Origin of the sequence: Pedobacter sp. (assembly GCF_965227205.1) — a bacterium.
In the GTDB taxonomy this organism is placed as follows: Bacteria; Bacteroidota; Bacteroidia; order Sphingobacteriales; family Sphingobacteriaceae; genus Pedobacter.
Genome location: NZ_OZ245727.1, coordinates 3,365,174 through 3,387,963 on the forward strand (window position 1 = coordinate 3,365,174; position 22,790 = coordinate 3,387,963).

Below are 22,790 nucleotides of genomic sequence, written 5' to 3' on the forward strand. Positions count from 1 at the left end.
TGTAGCTTTTCTAATTAAGTTAAAAACTAAATAATTAAACTCTTGGGCTGTTCATAGCCGAAAGCATGTTACCATAAATGGCATTAAGTGATGATAAGTTTTTCGCTAACTTATTTACTTCTTCTTTAAACTGTTTAGAATCTTCCATAGATTCGTTAAAGTTTTGCATTGTAAGCGATAAGTTTGAATAGAATTTATTCATCGATTTTAAATGCGCAGATGAATCTTGCAATTCTAATTCATACACAGCATTTAAAGCAGATAAGTTTTTAGCCAAATTATTTACTTGATCATGGTAAGCCTGAGCATTCACACCATTATCACCCATTGCCTTTAAATTTGCAGTAGCTTTTTCAAACGAAACGCTTAAACTATCAAATCCTGCTGAAGCAGTTTTTATTTTGCTTGTAAACTCATTTGTAGCAGTAGAAGCATCAGCAACGTTTGAAATTGCAGCTACTTTATCGCCAAATGTGCGTAAGCCATTACCTAAACTTTCAATTAATTCAGGACCAACTTTGGCATCAGATAACATTTTATCTAAAGCTGCTGATGTTGGAGCCGAAACTGCCGCTTGTGGTCTTGCTGAAGCAACTGGCAATTCGCCTTTAAAATCTTCTCTAAGTTCTGGGTACACTCTTTCCCATGCTGGTTCTGGCTCTGGTGGGAAGAAACCTGTTAAAAAGAATAACAAAGCTTCAATACCTAAACCGGCACCTATCATGTAGTTACCTAAGATTCCCCCAAGGTGAAGAATTTTAAATAATGCACCTATAATTACAATACTCGCTCCCCATGAAATCGCTACGTGTAACCAACTTGGTTGTTTCTTTGCTGCCATAAAATTCTCTTAAAATGTTTTCTTTAGTTTTTAGTTTGTTTGGTTTATTAGTTTTTGTTTCTTAAATCCGTACCGTAAAGTGCTGATACACATCTAAATCCGATATAAGATCTTTGTTGGTCTTGATATTCATAAGTTGATACAGCATTCTGTAAGAAATAGCCTGTATCTTTCCATGAACCGCCCTTAACCACTTTACGTTTTAAATATTTGCTATCTTCTTTTCCTGCAACATAAGTGAAGTTCGGACTTAAATCGTGTAAAAGCGGAGCTGCTGATTTGTTGTATGCAGTCTGTGTCCATTCGGCAACATTTCCAGCCATATTATACAAGCCGTAGTCGTTAGGGAAATATGAACGTACACCTACAGTATAAATACCGCCATCGCTAGAATAATCTCCACGACCTGGTTTAAAGTTAGCTTGTAAGCAACCTTTGGTATTTCTAATGTATGGACCACCCCAAGGGTATTTTGTTTTAGTATTACCACCTCTTGCGGCATACTCAAATTCAGACTCTGATGGTAGTCTATAATCTGCTCTAGCATTTGCTGGCATTTTTCTGGCTGAAGCCACACCTTGATAAAGTTGCGTGCGCCAGTGTGAGAAAGCCTGTGTTTGTTCCCAACTTACACCTATAACCGGATAGTCATCATACGAAGGATGGTTAAAATAACCTCTAACCATTGGATCGTTCTGCGAATAAGAATAATCTGTTTTCCAAACCATTGTATCTGGATAAACAGCTATTGAATATCTATCTATATAATCCTGACGTTTACTATTTGGGTCTTTGTGCCCTAAAGCTGCTTTATCAAAATTTAATATGCCGTAAGTATATTCTAATTTACGAACATCGATTTCCTTTTTTCCGGGCAAGGCATCTAAGCCAGAATAATACATATTATCCAATTGGCTTGCATTAGCTGCGTTTGCACCTTTTCCTTTACCACTCCAAATTCCTGAGCCATTACCAACTTTTCTCCAATCGATATACTTTTCTCCACCAACTGCATTTGCTGCTGCACCTTTTTGAGTCATCATATATTGCTGAGGATAACCCATTGCTACAATAGCAATAGAATCGCGAACCCATTTTGTAAATTGGCGATACTCTGCATTGGAAATTTCGGTTTGATCCATAAAGAAAGCAGGAATGGTTGTCATTCTGCTTGGTCCAGCCTGAGAAAAAGTAATATCTTCATCTGAACCTCCAAGAGGAGTATGCCCAGGTGGAATATAAACCATTCCAAGCGGAATCCTTTGATTTTTAAATTTACGGTTATAAGAGCCAACAAGCTCACCTTGACCGCCATGGCCACAGCTAGCTAGTAATACTGTTACAGCCAATATAGACAGAAGGTAAATTTTCTTCATATTTCTTTTATAGTGTAAAAAACACAATTAGCAATTGTATCAAAAATGACTTAAATATACAACAAATTCAAAAAAATTACACGAACACCCCTTTATTAGGGTATAAGAACGGTTTTCACCGAACGTTTAACCTAATATTTTCGTTACAAATAAGCCACTATCCTGCTATAACTCAAAAAGTTGCAGTTTATTGTTATTTATCAAAAAAAATTTAGAGGGAATCTTTTATTTATTGGAAACTTTGATGTAATTCTCAATAGCCATAGTCATTGAAGGCACTCCAGGTGTTGGAGCTGCTATATCAACAACCAAATCCATATCAGTTACAGCTTTACTGGTATTAACTCCAAACGCTGCAATCCTCGTATTGTTTTGTTTAAAGTCAGGAAAATTTTTAAACAATGATTGAATACTCGATGGACTGAAGAATGCAATGACATCGTAAAACACTTCAGCAAGGTCTGAAAGGTCGCTTACAACCGTTCTGAATAGCACTGCAGGTGTAAAATCATATCCACTTTTTTCCAAGAATTTCATGGTATCTTCAGTTGCTACGTCCGAACATGGATATAAAAATTTCTCGTTAGCATGTTTTTTCAAAACTTCAGCCAAATCAGCTGCAGTTTGCTTTCCGAAAAATATTTTACGTTTTCTGTACTGAATATATTTTTGAAGATACAAAGCTATAGTTTCAGACAGACAGAAGTATTTTAGCTCTGCGGGTACATCGTAACGCATTTCTTCACAGATTCTGAAAAAATGATCAGCAGCGTTTCTACTCGTAAAAATAACAGCTGTAAAATCGGCTAAATTAATCTTATCCTTCCTGAAATCTCTGGCAGGAACGCCTTCAACATGAATAAAGGATCTGAAATCTACTTTCAGGTTATGCTTTTTCGCCAAATCGTAATAAGGAGATTTTTCTGTTTCAGGTTTCGGTAGAGTAACTAAAATACTTTTTACTTTACGAATTCTAGAGTCGTTCTTTTCTTGCATTTTCCTTTTTATCTGCTACAGCCCTATCGTTTTAATTAGTATTAAAATAGGACATATTTCGAGGGCGCAAAAGTACAAAAATAAATGCATTTTCGAAAACTTATTATTAGAAAGTATGGTTACCCCTGCTCTAAGTAACTGAAAAGCAAATATAACCACCAGCAACAACACCGCTATACCTATGTAAATTGCCCCATACTTTAATGGCGATAGAGCGAAAGCCACAACTAAAGGTATAAATAACAACGAAGCATTAAAATAACTCAAATATAATATAGAAATGTACTCTCCTACAGGCTTTTGCATATTAAAAAGAAACCCTAAAAACCTTAATAAAACTAGTTTTAGCGCATAGAAAACAATAATAATTAGAGAGATTGAGAAGAAAAATTTAAAGCCATCTTGAGCTTGATACATGTTGTAATACTGCGCAACCAAGAAGAAAAACATTCCTAAAATGAATCCGAATTGTATAAACAAAAGCAAGAATGGCCAAGAACTAAATAAATTATCTTCTTTATTAATATTATTTAAAATTCGGTTGCTAAAAAATGATTGCACAATAGCTGACAGTTGCTTTGAAAATGCATTTTTCAGAATGGCGAATACAACTAACATTATAAAAATAAAGCCTAGCAAATAAACATTTCCTTTAGGTATTGACTTACCTAACTGATATGGATTTTCTTTTTTCTTGAAGTTTTTATATTTCTGCTGCCAAGCAAGTAAATCCAGCGTTGGAAAAAGAAATTCTTTCTCTACACTATCAATTAAAGCATTTTTATTTAATGCACTATCTGGCAAAACCCATGTATGCCTAATAATTGAATCTGTAACAAATTGTTGGCGCACCAAGGTAGCAGAGTCGACTTTATAACGTCTATAACTGTATTTAATCGCTGAAACACTATCCTTAACAGCAGGGACTTGTTGCGCAGAAGCAATTTCTACACATAAAATTAAAGAAAGGAAGATTAAAATATGTTTCAGCATTAGAGCCACTTCAAAACTTAATTCGCAAAAGTAACTGAATAATCATTGTTTACCTAAAGAAAATAAATGGATTTGGAATATGATGTATCTTTGCGGCAATGTCCGGTATCTATATCCATATTCCCTTCTGCAAAAAGGCTTGCCACTATTGCGATTTTCATTTTAGCACATCGTTAAAATATGCTGATGAAATGGTTGAAAGCATATGTAAGGAAATCAAATTTAAAAAAGACAGAATTAGCGGACAGATTGGAAGTATTTATTTTGGTGGCGGTACGCCTTCTATCCTACCGCAATCTGCCTTGCAGAAAATTTTTGATACTATAAACCAAACTTTTTCTGTCGATTCAAATGCGGAAATTACCATCGAAACTAATCCTGATGATTTAACATCACAGAAACTTAAAGAGTTAAAACAATTACCTGTGAACCGTTTCAGCGTTGGTATCCAGTCTTTTTTTAATGAAGATTTGATTTGGATGAACAGGGCGCATAATGCCGATGAAGCTGAAAATTGCATCAAAAGAAGTCAGGATGCAGGATTTGAGAACCTAACTTTAGATTTAATTTATGGTTATCCGCTTTTAACTGATGAGAAGTGGGAAACCAATATTAACAAGGCTATTGAATTAAGCGTTCCTCATATTTCTGCATACGCACTAACAGTTGAGCCTAAAACTGCTTTAGCGCATGCGATAAAAACCAAAAAGCAAGCTCCTGTAAATGATAACCAAAGTGCTTCTCAGTTTATTATTTTGATGGATGAACTTAAAAAGGCAGGTTTTGAACATTACGAAATTTCAAATTTTGCGAAGCCTTCTTGCTATGCAGTTCACAATACAAATTATTGGAAAGGTGTAGATTATATTGGCATAGGTCCATCAGCTCATGGTTTTGATGGCAGAAACCGCTACATGAATCCTGCAAATAATGCTTTATACATTGAAACATTGCAAAGCAATAAATTACCAGAAATTATTGAAGAGCTTAGTTTAAACGATAGATTCAACGAATATATGATGACTTCGCTAAGAACAATTTGGGGTACAGATTTGCAAAAAATTGCTACTGATTTTGGAAAAGATTTTTTGGAAGAAACGAAATATAATCTTCGAAATTTTGAAGATAAAGATTGGTTAATATTAGAAAACGAAACGATTAAATTGAGCGAAAATGGAAAACTTTTTGCCGACCATATTGCATCAGAATTGTTTATAATAAATGAATGAGTGAATTAGAGAGTGAGTGAATTTTGAATGATTTTTATATCGTAATAGAGGGTCATTCTATCATTCAGTCAATCTTTAATTCAATAATTATATAGGTATGTCTAAAATTATATGGATTACAGGCGCTTCATCGGGAATTGGAGAAGCTTTGGTTTACGAATATTTTAAAGGAGGTAACAAGCTGATTATTTCTGGGCGTAACAGAGATGAGTTATTCAGAGTTAAAGGAAACTGCCAAAACTCATTCAATGTACATGTTTTGCCTTTCGATTTGAGTGAAACTGAAATTCTAGAACAAAAAGCTGAAGATGCTATCAAAATTTTCGGAAAAATTGATTTGCTTATTAATTCAGGCGGTGTTAGTCAGCGGAGTTTGGCTTTAAATACCAGTACCGAAACAGAGCAACAAATTATGGCTACCAATTTTTGGGGAACTGCAATTTTAAGCAAAGCTGTAGTTAAAAATATGATTGCAAACGGTGGTGGACAAATTGTTGTTGTAAGTAGTTTGGTTGGCAAGTTTGGAACCAAATTACGCTCTGCATATTCTGCATCTAAACATGCTTTGCATGGCTATTTCGATTCATTACGTTCTGAAGTTTATGATAAAAATATAGATATTACAATTGTTTGTCCGGGATTTATTAAAACCAATGTCTCGATAAATGCGCTAACGGCTGACGGCAAAACACAGGGAACAATGGACGATGCACAAGCGAACGGAATGAGCGCTGAAGATTGTGCAAAGGAAATTATTAAAGCGGTTTCTGCTAAAAAAGAAGAAGTTTACATCGGCGGCAAAGAAACTAAAGCTGTTTTACTTAAGCGCTTTTTCCCGAAAATATTTTCGAAAAAAGTTAGAGAAGCAAAGGTTACGTAAACGCCAGGCAAGCAAACTTTAATAAATTGCACAAACCTGCTTAAACTAAACCGTATTGCAGCGGTATACTTTTTTGCCTTTGATTTAACTACGAAGTCTCCAAAGTTAAGTTCCATAAATTTAGACTTCGTAAGTTGTTTTTACGAGCAAAAAAGATTTAGCGGAAAAACGGACTGTATTTTCAAAAGAACTACATCACTTACTTTTCAAACAAAATTAAATAGCTCATTGTCAGGTAATTAAATTAATTTTCTAATTTAGAAAAACCAAGTCTCTGTTGGCTATCGTAAATGGAATCAAATAACAGAAACTTAAAAATTAGAAATAATGAAAAAATTAATCTTATCTGCAATTGCCGTTGTTACTATGGCATTTACAAGTCAAGTTTACGCACAAAAAAACCCGATGGTTGGTGGTGCAGAAATGTATGCAACAAAAGATATTGTTGACAACGCTGTAAACTCTAAAGACCATACAACTTTGGTTGCTGCCGTTAAAGCTGCTGGTTTAGTAGAAACTTTAAAAAGCGCCGGACCTTTCACAGTTTTTGCACCAACAAACGCTGCATTTGATAAATTACCTGCTGGAACGGTTGATAATTTAGTTAAACCAGAAAACAAAGCTACGCTTACTAAAATTTTAACTTACCATGTTGTTGCCGGTAAAATGGATAGCAAAGCAATTGCTGCTGCAATTAAAGCTGGTGGTGGTAAAGCAGAACTAACTACAGTACAAGGTGGCAAACTTTGGGCTTGGATGGAAGGTAAAAAATTGGTTCTTAAAGATGAAAAAGGTGGAATGAGTACAGTTACTATTGCTGATGTTAACCAAAAAAATGGTGTAATACACGTTATTGATACTGTGTTAATGCCTAACTAAGAGATTTCACATCCTATAACTATAATTTGAAACGTTTCTACCATTTGGTAGAAGCGTTTTTTTGTTACCTGGATTAATCAGCAAACGCGTTATTTGTCAGTAGTTTTTCAGGTTTTTTAATTTTTAGCCAATGCTGTTATTAAGTACATAATTTTACAGCCTAATAAATAATTAAACTTAGCGATAACAAGTTTAGTTATTGAATAACAAAAGCAATGAATCCCAAGATTTCAAAAATTCAACAAAACATCGAGCCGCTTAGGCAACAAATCATTAATCATAAAGTTTACAGCGAAATAAGTGAATTAGAAGATTTACAAATTTTTATGGAACACCATATTTACGCTGTATGGGATTTTATGTCGCTACTTAAAGCATTACAGATAAATTTAACTTGCACAACCCTACCTTGGTTTCCGGTTGGCGATGCAGTTACCCGCCAATTAATTAACGAAATTGTTGCCGGAGAAGAAAGTGATGTAGATGCAGAAGGTAATATTAAAAGCCATTTCGAATTGTATTTAGATGCAATGGACCAATGCGGTGCAGATACCAAACCTGTTAAAAATTTCTTAACCTCGTTACAAAACGGAAGAGAATTTGACATGGCTTTTGAACTTGCACAGGTACCAGATGCGGCTAGAAATTTTGTAAAATCTACTTTTGATACTATTAATAGTCGCAAAGCGCATTTACAGGCAGCAAGCTTTACTTTTGGCAGAGAAGATTTAATTCCAAATATGTTTTACAGCATGGTTAATGATTTAAACAGCACTAAACCAGAACAGGTTTCTACATTTAAATATTACCTGGAGCGCCATATTGAAGTTGATGGCGACCACCATAGCCATTTAGCTTTATCAATGACTGAAAAACTTTGCAATAAAGATGAATTTTTTTGGGCTGAAGCTGACGAAACCGCGAAAGTGGCTTTGCAAAATCGTATTGATTTATGGGACGCAGCTTATGCCGAAATAATTAAACAGAAAGTTGTTGCATAACAACGAATTGTTAAAAAATTATTAAGTCAGAATTAAGTGATTTTCGTCACAATTGAAGGTAGGTAACAATATTATTAAATAAAATTCACACATTTGTTGTTCGGTACAAATAGCCGATTTTAAGCACATGAGTTTCATTTTAAAACCTGTAGATATCGTTGAGAATATCACTCCAGAGGATTTTAAGAAAAATTATCTGAAAACGAAACGTCCTTTGGTTATTAGAGGTCTTACAAAAGACTGGCCTGCAAGAGAGAAATGGACAACCGAATATTTGAAGGAAATTGGTGGAGATTTAGAAGTTCCATTGTATGATAATTCTAAAGCAGATCCATCAAAACCGATTAATGCTGCAACAGCACATATGAAATTCGGCGATTATTTGGATTTGATTAAACGCGAACCTACAGAACTTCGCATCTTCTTTTTTAACCTGTTTAAAAAAGTTCCGAGTTTAATTAACGATATAAAAATACCCAAAGATTTAATGGGTGGTTTTATAGAAAGTATGCCGGCAATGTTTTTTGGTGGTTCAAATTCGGTAACGTTTTTACATTACGATATTGATTTACCGCACATTTTCCACACACACTTTGGCGGTAGAAAACATATTGTTCTTTTCGATAATAAATGGAAAGATAGATTGTATTGTTTACCAAATGCAACTTATGCTTTGGAAGATTACGATGTTGCTAATCCAGATTTCGAAAAGTTTCCTGCTTTAAACGGAGTTGAGGGTTACGAAGTTTTCTTAGAACATGGCGATACTTTATTTATGCCTACAGGAATGTGGCACTGGATGAAATATCTTGACGGTTCATTCTCTTTAAGTCTTCGTGCTTGGGATCAATCTATCACTCGCAAAGTAGCTAGCGTTTGGAGTTTATTTACTCATGGAGCAATAGACAGTTTAATTAAAATGACTTTCAAAGAAAAGTATGCTAACTGGAGAGAGAAAAAAGCAGTGGTAATTGCAGAAAAAGCTTTAGCAAAAGGAAAACCATAAAATAAAATATATTTCAAACCGTTTAATCGGTTTTGGGGAAAGCAATTTCAGCGGGGCATCGTTTATCGATAGCCCCGTTTTTTGTTTACAGGATATTTTATTTAGATCGTTATATTATTTGAGTTTGTTACTATTCCACTACAGCGCTCGTCATTGCGAGGCACGAAGCAATCCTAAAGCGGTAGCTGCATAAACCTATACTTGTATGATTGCTTCGTGCCTCGCAATGACAAAAAAGATTCATAAACTTTTTTATCTTCGGTATATGGAAAACGAAATACTTACCGAGAAACAGAAAATGCTTGCCGGCAAAGCTTACCAAGCTGGCGGAACTGAATTAGCACAAGAACGATTAAAAGCCAGAGAAATTGTTCATGAGTTTAACAACCTTGCTCCAAAATGTATTAAACAACGAAAAGAGCTTTTAAAAAGATTGTTCGGTAAAACTGAAAAGATGTTTTATATAGAACCACCTTTTCGCTGCGATTATGGTTACAACATTGAAATTGGCGATAACTTTTACGCAAATTTTAACCTCGTAGTTTTAGATTGTGCTAAAGTAAGTATTGGCAATAGTGTGTTTATTGCTCCAAACGTTGCCATTTATACAGCCGGGCACCCAATACATGCACACCTACGTGACCAAGAATATGAGTGGGCACAAGAAGTTAACATCGGGAACAGTGTTTGGATTGGCGGTAACGTTGTAATAAATCCTGGAGTAACCATTGGTTCTAACGTGGTTATCGGTTCTGGAAGTATTGTAACTAGAGATATACCAGATAATGTGTTTGCTGCAGGAAATCCTTGTAGAGTTATTCGTCAGTTAACAGATGAGGATAAGGATTACTATTATAAAGATTTTAAATTGGGTGAGTAAAGTTTAGAAATCCTGTTAGATTGAAATATTTGAGGGGTTGCTAAGTTTCAAAAGAATTACTGAACCTTGTTTTTTAAACCTTATTGAAACGGCATCCTTTGAGCGCAGCGAAAAGATATAGTGTAAAGAAGGACTGATGTTGCCAAATGTGATGACATTGTTTTTCTAAAAAATTAGGCTATATTGAATTATGGCTATTAAAAACAAGCAGCAAATTAAAACCGGTCTATACGCAGCTATTGTTGTTTTCTTAGCTTACACAATGATTTTCGGTTTCAGAAAATCGTTCACCGTTGCAACATTCGATGGCTTAACCATTGCCGGTTATAATTATAAAACCATTTTGGTAATTTGCCAAATGCTTGGCTATTTGTTAGCCAAATTTTACGGAATAAAATTTATATCCGAACTAAAAAGAACGGGGCGAGGTAAAATTATACTTCTTTTAACCGGAATTTCCTGGTTAAGCTGGTTGTTTTTTGCCATCACGCCAATTCCTTACAATATTATTTTTCTGTTTGCGAACGGTTTCCCGTTGGGGATGCTTTGGGGTGTTGTATTTTCTTACGTTGAAGGTAGACGAAGCACTGATTTTATCGGCGCAACCTTGGCGGTGAGTTTTATTTTCGCATCTGGTTTTGTAAAATCGGTAGGTTTATGGTTAAGCATTAATTTTAATCTTTCTGAGTTTTGGATACCATTTTACACCGGATTAGTTTTTGCCTTACCCCTATTGCTTTTTGTTTATTTGATGGAAAAGATTCCACCTCCAGATGCAGAAGATATAACGTTTAGAACGGAAAGAATCCCGATGAATAAGGCAGACCGAAAATTATTTATTAAAGATTTTTTCTGGGGTTTGCTGGCTTGCGTTACCATTTATTGTTTTGCAACTATTTTTAGAGATATCAGAGATAATTTCAGCGCTGAAATGTGGAAGGAAATGGGCTTTTTTAATCAACCCTCTATTTTTGCGAAAACCGAAACACCAATAACTTTAATTGTTTTATTTTTAATTGGTAGCATGGTGCTGATTAAAAACAACTTTAAGGCTTTACAGTTAGCGCACTATTTTATTTTAATAGGATTTATTTTTGCCGGGGCTTTCAGTTTACTTTTCAAAGCCCAAATGTTGCCGCCAATTTGGTGGATGACACTAACCGGATTAGGACTTTATATGGTTTACATTCCGTTTAATGCTGTATTTTTCGACAGGTTAATTTCTACTTTTAAATACACGAGCAACGTTGGCTTTTTAATATACATTGCCGATTCGTTCGGTTATGTTGGCAGTATTGGCGTTTTGTTTAGTAAAGAGATATTGAAAGTAAAATTAAACTGGGTAACGTTTTTCTACAATAGTGTAATTGCTTTATCGCTAATGGGCATTCTGCTTACATTCTTTTCGTTGCAGTATTTTAAATCGAAGTATAAAAAGATTAAGGTAGAAGCTTAACTGGAATGATCTACAATTACTTTCCATTCTCCTTTAATTTTTCTTAGCAACAAGGTGAAAAATCCTTGAGGTTCATCTTTTTCGCGTTTTAAATTCCAGCTTCCTAAAACAAAGGCTACATCTTTATTTAAAAATTCTACCTTTTTAATACCAAAAGTTAGAAAACCCATTGCAGCCTTATCAGGATAACCTTTTTTGTAATTATCTAAAGTTTGTTGCCAACCATAAGTTGGTCCTCTTTTCCCAACAAATAATAAACTATCGCTTTTTACATAGCCTTGCATATATTGCTCAACATCGCCTTTATTCCAGGCGCTTCGCTGCGTTTCCAAAACATTGAGAATAGCTTGCTTATCGCCTTTTGTTTGTGCCTTTGCAAAAAATGAAATTGATAAAAGAAATATTATAATCCTAATACTCATAATTGAAAATTAAAAAATAAAAATGCGTTTTATTTTATTTAAAAGCTACAGAAATTTGTTTCTTTATACTTTAACAATTTTTCTATGAGCAAGACAGTAACTTCTATTGGTGAAATTTTATGGGATGTTTTTCCGGACAGGAGAAATGCAGGTGGTTCTTCGATGAATGTAGCGCTTAATCTACATAAGCAAGGTATAACCAGTAATTTCATTAGTGCTGTTGGTAAAGATGAATTAGGTAAAGAATTAACAGATTTTTTGAATCACCAGAATTTTAAAACTGATTTAATTCAGGTTAATGAATTACCAACAAGTACCGTAGAAGTTAAATTGGATAGCTTGCAACAAGCAACCTATACTATTGTAGAACCAGTTGCCTGGGATGCGATTAAACTTACGGATGAAGTTATTCTCGCCGTTAAAAATGCAGATGCTTTTGTGTATTGCAGTTTAACCTGTAGAAATGCTGAATCAAGAAAAACGATATTTTCACTTTTAGAAAATGCCAAAACCAAAATTTTCGATATTAATTTACGTGCACCATTTTACCAAAAAGAATTAATTGGAGAACTTTTAGCCAAAGCTGATATTTTGAAAATTAATGAGGATGAAATTGTTTGGGTTAAAGAAACATTCGGTTTCACAGGAAGTACAAACGAACAGATTTTAAAGCAGCTATCATCTAAATATAATATTGAAATTATTTGCTTAACGCTTGGTGATAAAGGCGCCTGCGTTTTAAAAGATGGCAAACTGTTTAAACATGCTGGTTATAAAGTTCAGGTTGCAGATACCGTTGGTGCAGGCGATGCTTTTCTAGCCACTTTTGTTGCTTGTTATTTGCAAGGTTATTCCATAGAAACCATTTTAGATAATGCCTGCAAAGTTGGTGCTTTTGTAGCTTCGCAAGCTGGTGCAAACCCAGAGTACAATAAGAAAATTTACCATATGGCATTGGGGTAATTATTACACATTAATTCATTTAATCCTCTGATTTTATCTAAAAAAGATTTATAAATCATTATTTTGAGGAGTATTATTTTAAAGCAAAAGATAGTTTTAAATAATTTAATTAGAGATTTATTCACTGCAGCTTTCCGAGCATAACCTTTAATTATCCTTTTGCTTTTGATGGCGCAATATTCATCACAATTGGAACAAGAATTGTAGTTTTTGTATGAACCAATCTTACAAAACCAAAACTATGAACGATTTTTTCGAGAAATTCAAAAGCAAAGAACACTTTTATCATCATTCAGAATTAATTTCAGAACATTTAGATAAGCGATACAAATCTGAAGAGATTACAGTTTTCCATGAAATATTTTCTCCAGATATACACCTCGATGTTTATTTTGTAAATTCTAAACAGCACGAATTTAATTTCTTACTTACTGCCGGAATGAGCACAATAGAAATGACGGTTCCAAATGCAGTTGAAAACCCTGAAGATTATAAATTCGCCGAGCTAATGTTGTTATTACCAAAATCTATAGGTTTTGGTAAAGTTACTGGAGAAAACCCAAACGATTGGCTAATTGAAATGCTGAAAGAATCTGCCCGGTTCCCACATCATTATGACACCTGGTTGTCTATCGGTCATACCTTACAAGCCACTGCAGATATGGAACCTTATAGCGAAAACACAATTTACACTGGGATAGTTGTTTTGCCATCTGTAACATTTGATGAAGATTTTACTTCGCTGCAAGCCGGAGAAAACGTAATCAATATTTACTCTGCTTTTCCATTATATGAAGATGAAATGAATTACAAAATAAAAAATGGATATAATGCCCTATTAGATAAGTTAATCGACAAAAATGCAAAAGAAATTTTCGATTATAACAGAGCAAATTTATTAACCTAAATATTGCTATGGAGAAACGAATATCTTTAGTTACGCTAGGTTTTGCGTTAGGGATTGAAAGGGTTTAGTACCGATTTTTTATCGGTACCGTAGCGCAGCGAAGCCCTGAAAAGCCCGACCCTTTCCCGATTTTTCATCGGGATTGGGGAACGCCCAAATTATTTAAACTTTGAGCTTTCTGCTTTAGTTTTTCGGCCTTAACATTTCAGCTTAACTCCAAATATGACACCACGCTTAAATTAATACAAAAGCAAACTTTTATCTTTAATTTTCTGTTAATAAAAGCACATGAGAGGTTTTCGTTTTTCTGATTATAAACCTGGCGATACGCCAAAGGGTGGCTTTGATGAGTTGCTGAAATTATTTAGCGAATTGCTAAATTATACCGCGGGAGATGCTGCCGAAGCATTGAGTTGGCTTAACGAACTTGATAAGCAATACAAATTAACCAATAATGATTATGGTATTGGAAATTTTATCGACGACCTGAAAGATAAAGGTTACCTAACGGAAGATAATCAATCTGGTGAGTTTAAGATAACCGCAAAAACAGAGCAAACGATACGGAAATCGGCATTAGATGAAATTTTCGGAAAACTCAAAAAATCTGGTCGCGGAAACCATAACAGCAACCAATCGGGAATTGGCGAAGAAAAAAATGCCGACCGCAGAGAATACAATTTTGGCGATAGCTTAGACCAAATCGACATGACGGCCTCTATCCAGAATGCACAAATTAACCACGGAATTGGCGATTTCACTCTAACAGATAGGGATTTAGAAGTAGAAGAAAAAGATTTTAAAACACTAACTTCTACAGTCTTGATGATTGACATTTCGCACTCTATGATTTTGTATGGCGAGGATAGAATTACGCCTGCAAAAAAAGTGGCAATGGCTTTGGCCGAACTGATTAAGACCAAATACCCGAAAGACACTTTAGACATTGTAGTTTTTGGAAACGATGCATGGCCAATTACAGTTAAAGATTTACCCTACCTGCAAGTTGGGCCTTACCATACCAATACTTTTGCGGGCTTAGAGCTTGCAACAGATTTGCTCCGTCGCCGTAAAACGCATAACAAGCAGATTTTTATGATTACCGACGGGAAGCCAACCTGTTTAAAAGAAAACGGCAAATACTATAAAAACAGTATGGGTTTGGATAGAAAGGTGATTAATAAAACCTTAAATATGGCAGCGCAATGCAAGCGTTTGAAAATCCCAATCACCACTTTCATGATTGCCAAAGACCCATATTTACAACAGTTCGTCCGTCAGTTTACTGAAATAAATGGCGGTAGAGCTTTTTACAGTTCGCTAAATGGATTGGGCGAATACATTTTTGAAGATTACATTAAAAATAGAAGGAAAACGGTTAAATAAGTTAAAGGTTGAAAGTTAAAAGTTTTAGGTTTAAACGTATAGCCTTTTAACTCATAGCCTGTAACTCATAACACAGATATATGCAAAACACAACTTTAGGCCAATTAAAGGCTACAAATTATAAATCAAGAAGCGTTAAGGAAGAACTTAGAGAAAATCTGATAAAAGTTTTAAGGGATAAAAAAACAGAATTTGAGGGCATCATCGGTTACGATGAAACTGTAATTCCTGAACTACAAACTGCAATTCTCTCGCGACATAACATTTTGCTTTTAGGCTTACGCGGTCAGGCAAAAACCCGGATAGCCCGTTTAATGGTTAATTTATTGGATGAATATGTTCCTTATGTTGCCGGAAGCGAAATTTTCGATGATCCGCTAAATCCAATTTCCTGGTTTGCCAAAAATGAAATTGCCACCAAAGGTGATGAAACGGAAATTGCCTGGTTGCACAGAAGCGAACGTTATACCGAAAAATTGGCTACTCCAGATGTTACTGTTGCCGATTTAATTGGCGATGTTGACCCAATTAAAGCAGCCACTTTGAAATTAACTTATAATGATGAAAGAGTGATTCATTTCGGATTAATTCCAAGAGCACACAGAAGTATTTTTGTTATTAATGAGTTGCCCGATTTGCAAGCTCGTATTCAGGTGGCATTGTTTAATATGTTGCAAGAAAAGGATATTCAAATTCGTGGATTTAAACTGCGTTTGCCTTTAGATATTCAATTTGTTTTTACAGCCAATCCTGAAGATTACACTAACCGTGGAAGTATTGTAACGCCATTGAAGGATAGAATTGAAAGTCAGATTTTAACGCACTACCCTAAAAGCATCGAAATTTCACGTAAAATCACTTTTCAGGAAGCTAAACTTACAGCTGAGCAAAGAGCAAATATCGAAGCAGATGGTTTGGTGAAAGACTTAATTGAGCAAATTGCTTTTGAAGCTCGCAAGAGTGAATACATCGACCAAAAATCTGGTGTTTCGGCAAGGTTAACCATTTCGGCTTACGAAAACTTAATCAGCACGGCCGAGCGCAGAATGTTAATCTCCGGAGAGAAAAACACTTTCGTTCGTTTATCAGATTTAGCTGGAATTATTCCTGCAATTACTGGTAAAATAGAACTGGTTTACGAAGGTGAATTAGAAGGCCCGGCGCATGTAGCAACCACATTAATAGGAAAAGCAGTTAAAACATTATTCGCCCGTTATTTTCCCGACCCAGAAAAAGCCAAGAAAACCAAAACGGCAAATCCTTATACAGAAATTACCGAATGGTTTACCGAAGGAAACAATGTTGATGTAACAGATAGTTTAACAAATGCTCAATACAAAAAAGCGCTGATGTTAGTACCAAGTTTATATGATGTTGTTAAGAAATTCCACCCAAAATTAAGCGAAAACCAAACTTTACTTTTAATGGAATTCGTTTTACATGGTTTAGCAGAATATTCTCAATTAAGCAAAAACTATCTTAACGGAGGTTTTGGATTCTCGGATATGTTTGGCAGTTTATTCAATGCTGAATTTGATGAGGAAGAAGATGAAGACGATTTTAGATAGAATTGAATAATGCATTTTTGTTTAGCTTTGAAGAAATATTCTCTAACTGAGATATTCTTCAAAGCTTTTTAATTTAAACCCGAATAACCCAATATGGGCAGACTACCTTTCATAATTGCAGCTTGCATTTTAATTACAGCTTTTGATATTTATTGCTACCGGGCTATTGTTTCGGTTTTTAAAAAATGGAAGCCATCAACAAAAAAAATATTTGGAATTTTATATTGGACTTTTAGTGCTTTACTCATTATTGGCGTTTTCGCTGGGATTTACCTCAATCTTTTTTTAGCCTTAAGAGCTATTATATTGGTTACCTTTTTCTTAACCGTAGCCTGTAAACTGGCAATGTTACCTTTCCTTGTTTTTGATGATTTAAGAAGGCTTTTCATAAAACTTTTTAAAAAGAAAGAGGCCGTAAAAACACAACAAATAACCGAAGCAGAACCTATTTCTCGTTCAGAATTTTTGGTAAAAGCTGGCTTAGTTGCTGCTGCCGTTCCGTTAACTTCATTAAGTTGGGGCATTATTTCCGGTGCTTACGATTATCAGGTAAGAAGGGTAAACTTAATTTTACCGAACCTTCCAAAAGCTTTTGACGGAATTACAATGGCTCAGATTTCGGATATTCATTCTGGAAGTTTTTACAATAAAACAGCAGTAAAAGGTGGGGTTGAAATGCTACTTGCAGAGAAACCCGATTTCGTTTTCTTTACCGGAGATTTAGTTAATAATTTAACCAAAGAGGTAAGTGAATATCAAGACATTTTTGCAAAAGTAAAAGCACCGTTAGGCGTTTATTCAACACTTGGTAACCACGATTATGGCGACTATTATTTCGGTAAAGAATCATCACCAGCCAAAGTAAAAAACCTTAAAGATATTATTGATGTTCACAAAATAATGGGATACGATTTATTGATGAACGAAAACCGAAGATTAAAAGTTGATGGTGAAGAAATCGGCATTTTAGGAATCGAAAACTGGGGAATGGGTCGTTTTCCTAAATATGGAAAAATGGAACTTGCTGTTGAAAATACAGATGATTTGCCTGTGAAGCTTTTATTAAGTCACGATCCATCTCATTGGCGTGGAGAGGTTTTGCAAAAATATCCTCAGATTGATGCAATGTTTAGCGGCCATACACATGGAATGCAATTCGGTGTACGTTTAAAGGAATACCAGTGGAGTCCGGTACAATATATTTACAAGGAATGGGCAGGATTGTATCAAGAACAGAAACAACAGCTTTATGTTAATGTTGGCTATGGCTTTTTAGGTTACCCTGGCAGAGTTGGTATTTTGCCAGAGATAACGGTATTTACGCTAAAGAGAGGTTAAAGGAATTAAGAATGCTATCGGTTGGTGTCTCACCAACCGAAAATCTACCAGTAATCTGGTTGGTGGAGACACCAACCAGTAGGTTTAGAGTAATGGTGTCCTATTGAGCTTTTCGAAATGCTTTTTAAAACTTCTTCGACAAGCTCAGAATGACAAAACACTTATCCCGCATTAAAACGATAACCCACGCCTCTTACAGTTTGCAATAATTGCGGATTATCAGGATTCAATTCAATCTTTTTACGCAAGCGTACAATATGCATATCTAACGTACGTGTATTTACATCAGAGTTATAACCCCATACTACAAGCATTAATTCATCACGGTTGATTACTTTACCCGGATTGCGTAAGAAATAAAGCAAAATGCGGTTTTCTAAAATGGTAAGCTCAATTTTCTTTCCATCTCTAAATAAAGTATGAATATTTGGATGATGTTCCATACTGCCAAAACGGTGTATTTCGGCCGAATCTTTATTTACGATGAACTTCACTTTGCTTTCTAACATAGCCACCAAAACATCCATATTAAATGGCTTGGTGATGTAATCTGATGCGCCAAAATTATAAGCATCAATTTTATCTACATCCTGTGCTTTAGCGGTCATCATAATAATCAGGTTTTCGAAACCTTGCTTACGAACAGATTCACAAACTTCAGCGCCTTGTTTACCGGGCATCATCCAATCTAATAAAACAATATCAGGTTGGTCTGCTAAAATCATTCGCTCACCTGCTTCACCATCATTAGCTTCAAGTACATTGTAACCTTCGGCTTTTAAACGGTGCGCCACAAGAAAGCGAAGATTTTCATCATCCTCTACAATTAATATTTTTACTTCTTTAGACATTTATATGTGTGTTTAGGTTGAAAGGTTAAAAGCTGAAGGGTTTAAAAGCTGATTATACAACTTTACAACACCTCAACATTAAAACAACTCAAAATTCAATTTTTAACTATTATAGGGTAATACAATTTTAAACTCAGTACCAACGCCAACTTTACTCTTAACCGTAATTTCGCCAAGCATAAAGTTAACCAGTTCTTTGCAAAATGCCAAACCTAAGCCTACGCTTCCCATTTGGTTATATTCGTTCTGTATTCTGAAAAACTTCTTAAATATATTATTTAATTCTGAAGATGGAATGCCAATTCCTTTATCCGCAAAGCGAAAAACCAAAACTCCTTTTATCAGCTTTGCGCTAATGTGTAATTTTTTGTTTTCGGGCTTAGAGTATTTGTAGGCATTCTCTGCCAGATTATCGAACAAACTACCTAATAAAACTGGGTCAGTTATAAAGGTTTTAAAGCCAACCACTTCGTAAGTTATATCAAAATCAGGATGTTTTAAAGTATGCGACTCTATTGTACTTTCAATAAAATCTTTAATATTAACTTCTTCCTGGTTAAGTTTAATGGCTTTGTTTTCGATTTGAGTGAATGCCAGTAATTTATTCATCAAACCATTTAATTTATCGGCTTCTTCATCTAAAATTTTACCGTAAAGATGTTGTTCTTTCTGGCTTAAAGAAGGTGCGCTTTTAATATTGTTACCCGCAATTTTGATTACACTAACCGGAGTTTTAAACTCATGCGTTAGGTTGTTTACAAAATCATATTGCAGCTTAAACATTTTACTGTTGATGTTTAAGTTTCGGTAAATTAAAAATGCTACCAATAATAACACTCCATAAACCAAAAGCAAAACCAAGGCTATTGGCAAAAAGTAAATAAAAATTTCTTTCTTAATATATGATTTTGATGAAGTGAAGTACAGCTTAAAATCTGAAAAAGCGCCTGGTAAAGCAATTTCCGTAGTTATATTTTCATCAGAAGTATCAATCGGATCGTAAGTTAACGGCTCTACTTTAATACTTTGATACAATAACGGACGCGTATTTATTACCTTGATTTTGTAAGGATTCAACTCAAAAACCAACATATCTTGTTGATACACTGGAGAAGGTTCTAACTTGCGCTGAAGCATTTCCTTATACATTTTTAAATCTTCCTGACGTGGTATGTTTAAGTAAGTTATCTTATTAGATAAAACCACCGAGAAATTTGTAAACAGCTCTTCTTGAGATGGAACAGAAGCGGTATCAAGCTGGTCGATAAAACGAACGAGTTTTAACGCCATGCCATTAAAATCATCATTAACCTTAAAAGAACGGGTATCTTCTTCAGAAAACAATTTAATTGAATCCGGCTTTACAGTTCTGCCGAATTGAAATATGGATTTTGGTCCGATTGAGAAATGACCAGCATTCATTCCATCCTTAACAGGCGTATTTTTAACCTCCGAATCGTAAAACATCACTTTGGAAACAAAAGGATATTTTAGCGTAATAGTATCAACAAATTTAGATGCAGTAGCCGAATCTAAAAAACCATTGTAATAAGAAACTTCGGGTATTTTATTCTGGAAAAATTCGTTATAAGATTGAATACTTTGTTCTAAAACATTAACCTTTTCTGAAACAAATTCGTTCTCGATTGATTTTTTACTGTAGTTAAAAGCCAAAAACAACGATAGAACGAAAAGTATAGATATGAGTGCAATAAAGGTAACACTCAACGAGAAATTTTTCCGATAACCACTTTTCTTCTCCAGGGCCATAACCTATTTTTTATTCAGGTTTTCCTGTAGAAATTCTTCTAAAGCTTTATATAAGGCGGTTCTACCTTGCTGCCTTAAAACCGGATTCGGACCTTCTTCTTTCTCAATATAAGTAACCGAAACATTTCGTTTTTTAAGCTCCTTTACAAATTGTACGCCCTGAGCAACATTTACACGTGGATCTTTTGGGTTTTGAGCAATAAAAAGCGGTGCTTTAAATCTATCTGCATGAAAAACTGGTGAAGCGAAACGAATGTAATCGGTATCGGTTTCGGGGTTGCCAAATATTTCGTAATACATCTGCAAGTTCGATTTTAAGAAAGGTGGTATTGTAGTTAAATAGCTAAATAAACTGATAACGCCAGAATTTGAACCACCACAAGCATAAATATCGGGATTTTTATACAAACAATTCAATGCAATAAATCCACCTAAACCATTACCATAAATGGCTACTTTTTTAGGGTTTGCAATTTTTTTCTGAACAAGCCATCTCACACCATCATTAACATCTTCCTGAATTTTATCGCTCCATTCTTTAAATCCGGCAGCATAAAAAGATTTGCCATAACCACCAGAACCACGATAATTAACCTGCAAAACGGCGTAACCTCTATTTGCCAAAAACTGAACATCGGCGTTGTAACCCCAGGTATTTCTACTTCCCGGACCATTATGAGGCAAAACTACAACAGGTAAATTGGTTGGCTTTTTATTTTTAGGTAATGTTAAATAGCCGTTTATCTGTAAACCGTCGCTACTTTTATAGCTTATCGGCTTCATTTGGCTCATATCATCCTCATTAATTGAAGGATTAATATCAGCCAGTTTTTTAAGCTTATTCTGGTTAACTACATATAAATAGTAAGAACCCGGGTTTCTGTCGGTATAAGTTCTAACCACAAAAACTTTATCGTTTTTGTCTTTATCCATTATCCGCCATTCGGTTCCCGGTAAAAGCTGATCTATTTTTGAATATGCAATTCTGGTGCTATCATCAAGGTAATATTTCTCCTTTTTCCAGGTCTCGCAGGTTACAAACATCATTTTCTTCTTCGCCTTAGAGTATTTGGCATCAACAACATTCAAGGTATCATTACCAAACAAAACCTGTTTCTCGGTTCCTGTTTTTAAATCTAAGGCCACCAATGCATTTTTATCTCTGTTTACATTAGAAATTGCGTAAAGCACATCTGCTTCGTTTTCTGAGAACGCAACAGGTTGAAGTGTGGTTTCAAAATTATTTGTAGTTACAGCCTTAAATGGTAAACGTTCGTTTTCACGATACAAAAGTGTTTCATTTACCCCATCGCTGGCTACAGCAATTTTTAAAATACCTTTATTATCGGTTACCCACTCTGTAACATTACCTGGGTTTTTTGCGGCAATTTCCATGTTACCAGTACGAACGTTCAGCCTGTAAACATCAAAAACGGTTGAATCTCTTTTGTTCGAGGCAACAATAATATACTTATCATCAATTAACTGATCTTCGATAACACGAAGGCGATTTTTTTCGTTTGAACTAAGCTGTTTTTGTTTGCTTCCATCCTTACTTACCACGAACAAATCAGATTTTCTTTCTTTCGATTCATCCTCGGTGTAATAAATCAACTCGTTATTGCTTGTCCAGAAATAAAAACTTATGCTTTTTTCTTCTAGATGTGTAAGTTGCTTAACGGTCCCACTTTCTATGTCTTCTACAAAAAGATCGAGTTTTTTATCCTGAAGTTTTAAATATGAAAGAGATTTCCCATCTGGAGATACATGGTAATATGCTTTATCCTGAGTACGAAAAAAGTTATCTACAGGAATAGTCTGCTCTTTTTTTGAACCTTTGCAAGCACAAATAAAAGCCACTAAAACCAATAAAATAATTCTTTTAAACATAATCTCCTTTTTCGGGACGACAAAAATATAATAACCTGTTAGCTTAAAGGTATTATGCAGTAAGAATGTTACCAACATGGCGAATACCCGATTGTTTCCAATTTAGTATTTAAAATAAACACACAAAATAAAATACAGGTAACATTTAAAATACGTTT

20 protein-coding genes are annotated in these 22,790 nt (G+C 34.8%); 12 read left to right on the forward strand and 8 right to left on the reverse strand.

Annotated features, from left to right (window positions below; all coding sequences use genetic code 11):
- Nucleotides 1–34: 34 nt before the first annotated feature.
- The 4 genes from gldL to ACO05K_RS14435 form a co-directional block, all read right to left on the reverse strand.
- Nucleotides 35–841 carry a gliding motility protein GldL gene (gene gldL, locus ACO05K_RS14420; RefSeq protein WP_421945129.1) on the reverse strand — a complete coding sequence of 269 codons (807 nt, stop codon included), beginning with the start codon at nucleotides 839–841 and terminating at the stop codon, nucleotides 35–37.
- 47 nt (nucleotides 842–888) lie between these two features.
- Nucleotides 889–2,217, reverse strand: coding sequence for an SUMF1/EgtB/PvdO family nonheme iron enzyme (locus ACO05K_RS14425; protein WP_421945130.1), 1,329 nt, complete (start codon nucleotides 2,215–2,217; stop codon nucleotides 889–891).
- 225 nt (nucleotides 2,218–2,442) lie between these two features.
- Nucleotides 2,443–3,213, reverse strand: coding sequence for a uroporphyrinogen-III synthase (locus tag ACO05K_RS14430; protein ID WP_421945131.1), 771 nt, complete (start codon nucleotides 3,211–3,213; stop codon nucleotides 2,443–2,445).
- 15 nt (nucleotides 3,214–3,228) lie between these two features.
- Nucleotides 3,229–4,206 carry a DUF4271 domain-containing protein gene (locus tag ACO05K_RS14435; protein WP_421945132.1) on the reverse strand — a complete coding sequence of 326 codons (978 nt, stop codon included), beginning with the start codon at nucleotides 4,204–4,206 and terminating at the stop codon, nucleotides 3,229–3,231.
- A gap of 98 nt (nucleotides 4,207–4,304) precedes the next feature.
- Here ACO05K_RS14435 and hemW point away from each other — a divergent pair, with 98 nt between their 5' ends.
- The 7 genes from hemW to ACO05K_RS14470 all read left to right on the forward strand — a co-directional run bounded on the left by hemW (nucleotide 4,305) and on the right by ACO05K_RS14470 (nucleotide 11,537).
- Nucleotides 4,305–5,435, forward strand: a complete 1,131-nt coding sequence (gene hemW, locus ACO05K_RS14440) for a radical SAM family heme chaperone HemW (RefSeq protein ID WP_421945133.1) — start codon at nucleotides 4,305–4,307, stop codon at nucleotides 5,433–5,435.
- 97 nt (nucleotides 5,436–5,532) lie between these two features.
- A complete protein-coding gene (locus ACO05K_RS14445; protein ID WP_421945134.1) occupies nucleotides 5,533–6,315 on the forward strand; it encodes an SDR family oxidoreductase in 783 nt (260 codons plus the stop codon).
- A gap of 327 nt (nucleotides 6,316–6,642) precedes the next feature.
- Nucleotides 6,643–7,194: a fasciclin domain-containing protein gene (locus ACO05K_RS14450; RefSeq protein WP_421945135.1), complete on the forward strand. Its 552-nt coding sequence runs from the start codon at nucleotides 6,643–6,645 to the stop codon at nucleotides 7,192–7,194.
- Nucleotides 7,195–7,409: 215 nt separating this feature from the next.
- Nucleotides 7,410–8,195, forward strand: a complete 786-nt coding sequence (locus ACO05K_RS14455; RefSeq protein WP_421945136.1) for a DUF3050 domain-containing protein — start codon at nucleotides 7,410–7,412, stop codon at nucleotides 8,193–8,195.
- Between the two features lie 127 nt (nucleotides 8,196–8,322).
- A complete protein-coding gene (locus ACO05K_RS14460; protein ID WP_421945137.1) occupies nucleotides 8,323–9,201 on the forward strand; it encodes a cupin-like domain-containing protein in 879 nt (292 codons plus the stop codon).
- A 265-nt stretch (nucleotides 9,202–9,466) separates the two neighbouring features.
- The gene (locus tag ACO05K_RS14465; protein WP_421945138.1) at nucleotides 9,467–10,081 is read left to right on the forward strand and encodes a sugar O-acetyltransferase; all 615 of its coding nucleotides are present in this window, start codon (nucleotides 9,467–9,469) and stop codon (nucleotides 10,079–10,081) included.
- Nucleotides 10,082–10,271: 190 nt separating this feature from the next.
- Nucleotides 10,272–11,537, forward strand: coding sequence for a DUF5690 family protein (locus tag ACO05K_RS14470; protein WP_421945139.1), 1,266 nt, complete (start codon nucleotides 10,272–10,274; stop codon nucleotides 11,535–11,537).
- On the opposite strand, the gene ACO05K_RS14475 is transcribed toward ACO05K_RS14470, so the two are convergent.
- The gene (locus tag ACO05K_RS14475; protein ID WP_421945140.1) at nucleotides 11,534–11,959 is read right to left on the reverse strand and encodes a YybH family protein; all 426 of its coding nucleotides are present in this window, start codon (nucleotides 11,957–11,959) and stop codon (nucleotides 11,534–11,536) included. The genes ACO05K_RS14470 and ACO05K_RS14475 overlap by 4 nt on opposite strands.
- 84 nt (nucleotides 11,960–12,043) lie before the next feature.
- Here ACO05K_RS14475 and ACO05K_RS14480 point away from each other — a divergent pair, with 84 nt between their 5' ends.
- The 5 genes from ACO05K_RS14480 to ACO05K_RS14500 all read left to right on the forward strand — a co-directional run bounded on the left by ACO05K_RS14480 (nucleotide 12,044) and on the right by ACO05K_RS14500 (nucleotide 18,121).
- Nucleotides 12,044–12,922, forward strand: coding sequence for a carbohydrate kinase family protein (locus ACO05K_RS14480; protein ID WP_421945141.1), 879 nt, complete (start codon nucleotides 12,044–12,046; stop codon nucleotides 12,920–12,922).
- 241 nt (nucleotides 12,923–13,163) lie between these two features.
- Nucleotides 13,164–13,829 carry a suppressor of fused domain protein gene (locus ACO05K_RS14485; protein WP_421945142.1) on the forward strand — a complete coding sequence of 222 codons (666 nt, stop codon included), beginning with the start codon at nucleotides 13,164–13,166 and terminating at the stop codon, nucleotides 13,827–13,829.
- A 288-nt stretch (nucleotides 13,830–14,117) separates the two neighbouring features.
- Nucleotides 14,118–15,215 carry a vWA domain-containing protein gene (locus ACO05K_RS14490; RefSeq protein WP_047798931.1) on the forward strand — a complete coding sequence of 366 codons (1,098 nt, stop codon included), beginning with the start codon at nucleotides 14,118–14,120 and terminating at the stop codon, nucleotides 15,213–15,215.
- An 80-nt stretch (nucleotides 15,216–15,295) separates the two neighbouring features.
- The gene (locus tag ACO05K_RS14495; protein WP_421945143.1) at nucleotides 15,296–16,783 is read left to right on the forward strand and encodes a magnesium chelatase; all 1,488 of its coding nucleotides are present in this window, start codon (nucleotides 15,296–15,298) and stop codon (nucleotides 16,781–16,783) included.
- 93 nt (nucleotides 16,784–16,876) lie between these two features.
- Nucleotides 16,877–18,121, forward strand: a complete 1,245-nt coding sequence (locus tag ACO05K_RS14500; protein WP_421945144.1) for a metallophosphoesterase — start codon at nucleotides 16,877–16,879, stop codon at nucleotides 18,119–18,121.
- A 161-nt stretch (nucleotides 18,122–18,282) separates the two neighbouring features.
- Here ACO05K_RS14500 and ACO05K_RS14505 read toward each other — a convergent pair whose 3' ends face one another.
- From ACO05K_RS14505 to ACO05K_RS14515, 3 genes are all read right to left on the reverse strand, one after another.
- Complete coding sequence (locus ACO05K_RS14505) at nucleotides 18,283–18,972, reverse strand: response regulator transcription factor (protein WP_231459006.1); 690 nt, start codon at nucleotides 18,970–18,972, stop codon at nucleotides 18,283–18,285.
- A gap of 102 nt (nucleotides 18,973–19,074) precedes the next feature.
- Nucleotides 19,075–20,742: a sensor histidine kinase gene (locus ACO05K_RS14510; protein WP_421945145.1), complete on the reverse strand. Its 1,668-nt coding sequence runs from the start codon at nucleotides 20,740–20,742 to the stop codon at nucleotides 19,075–19,077.
- A gap of 3 nt (nucleotides 20,743–20,745) precedes the next feature.
- Entirely contained in the window at nucleotides 20,746–22,632 is a 1,887-nt protein-coding gene (locus tag ACO05K_RS14515) for a S9 family peptidase (RefSeq protein ID WP_421945146.1), read from the reverse strand.
- Between the last annotated feature and the right edge of the window lie 158 nt (nucleotides 22,633–22,790).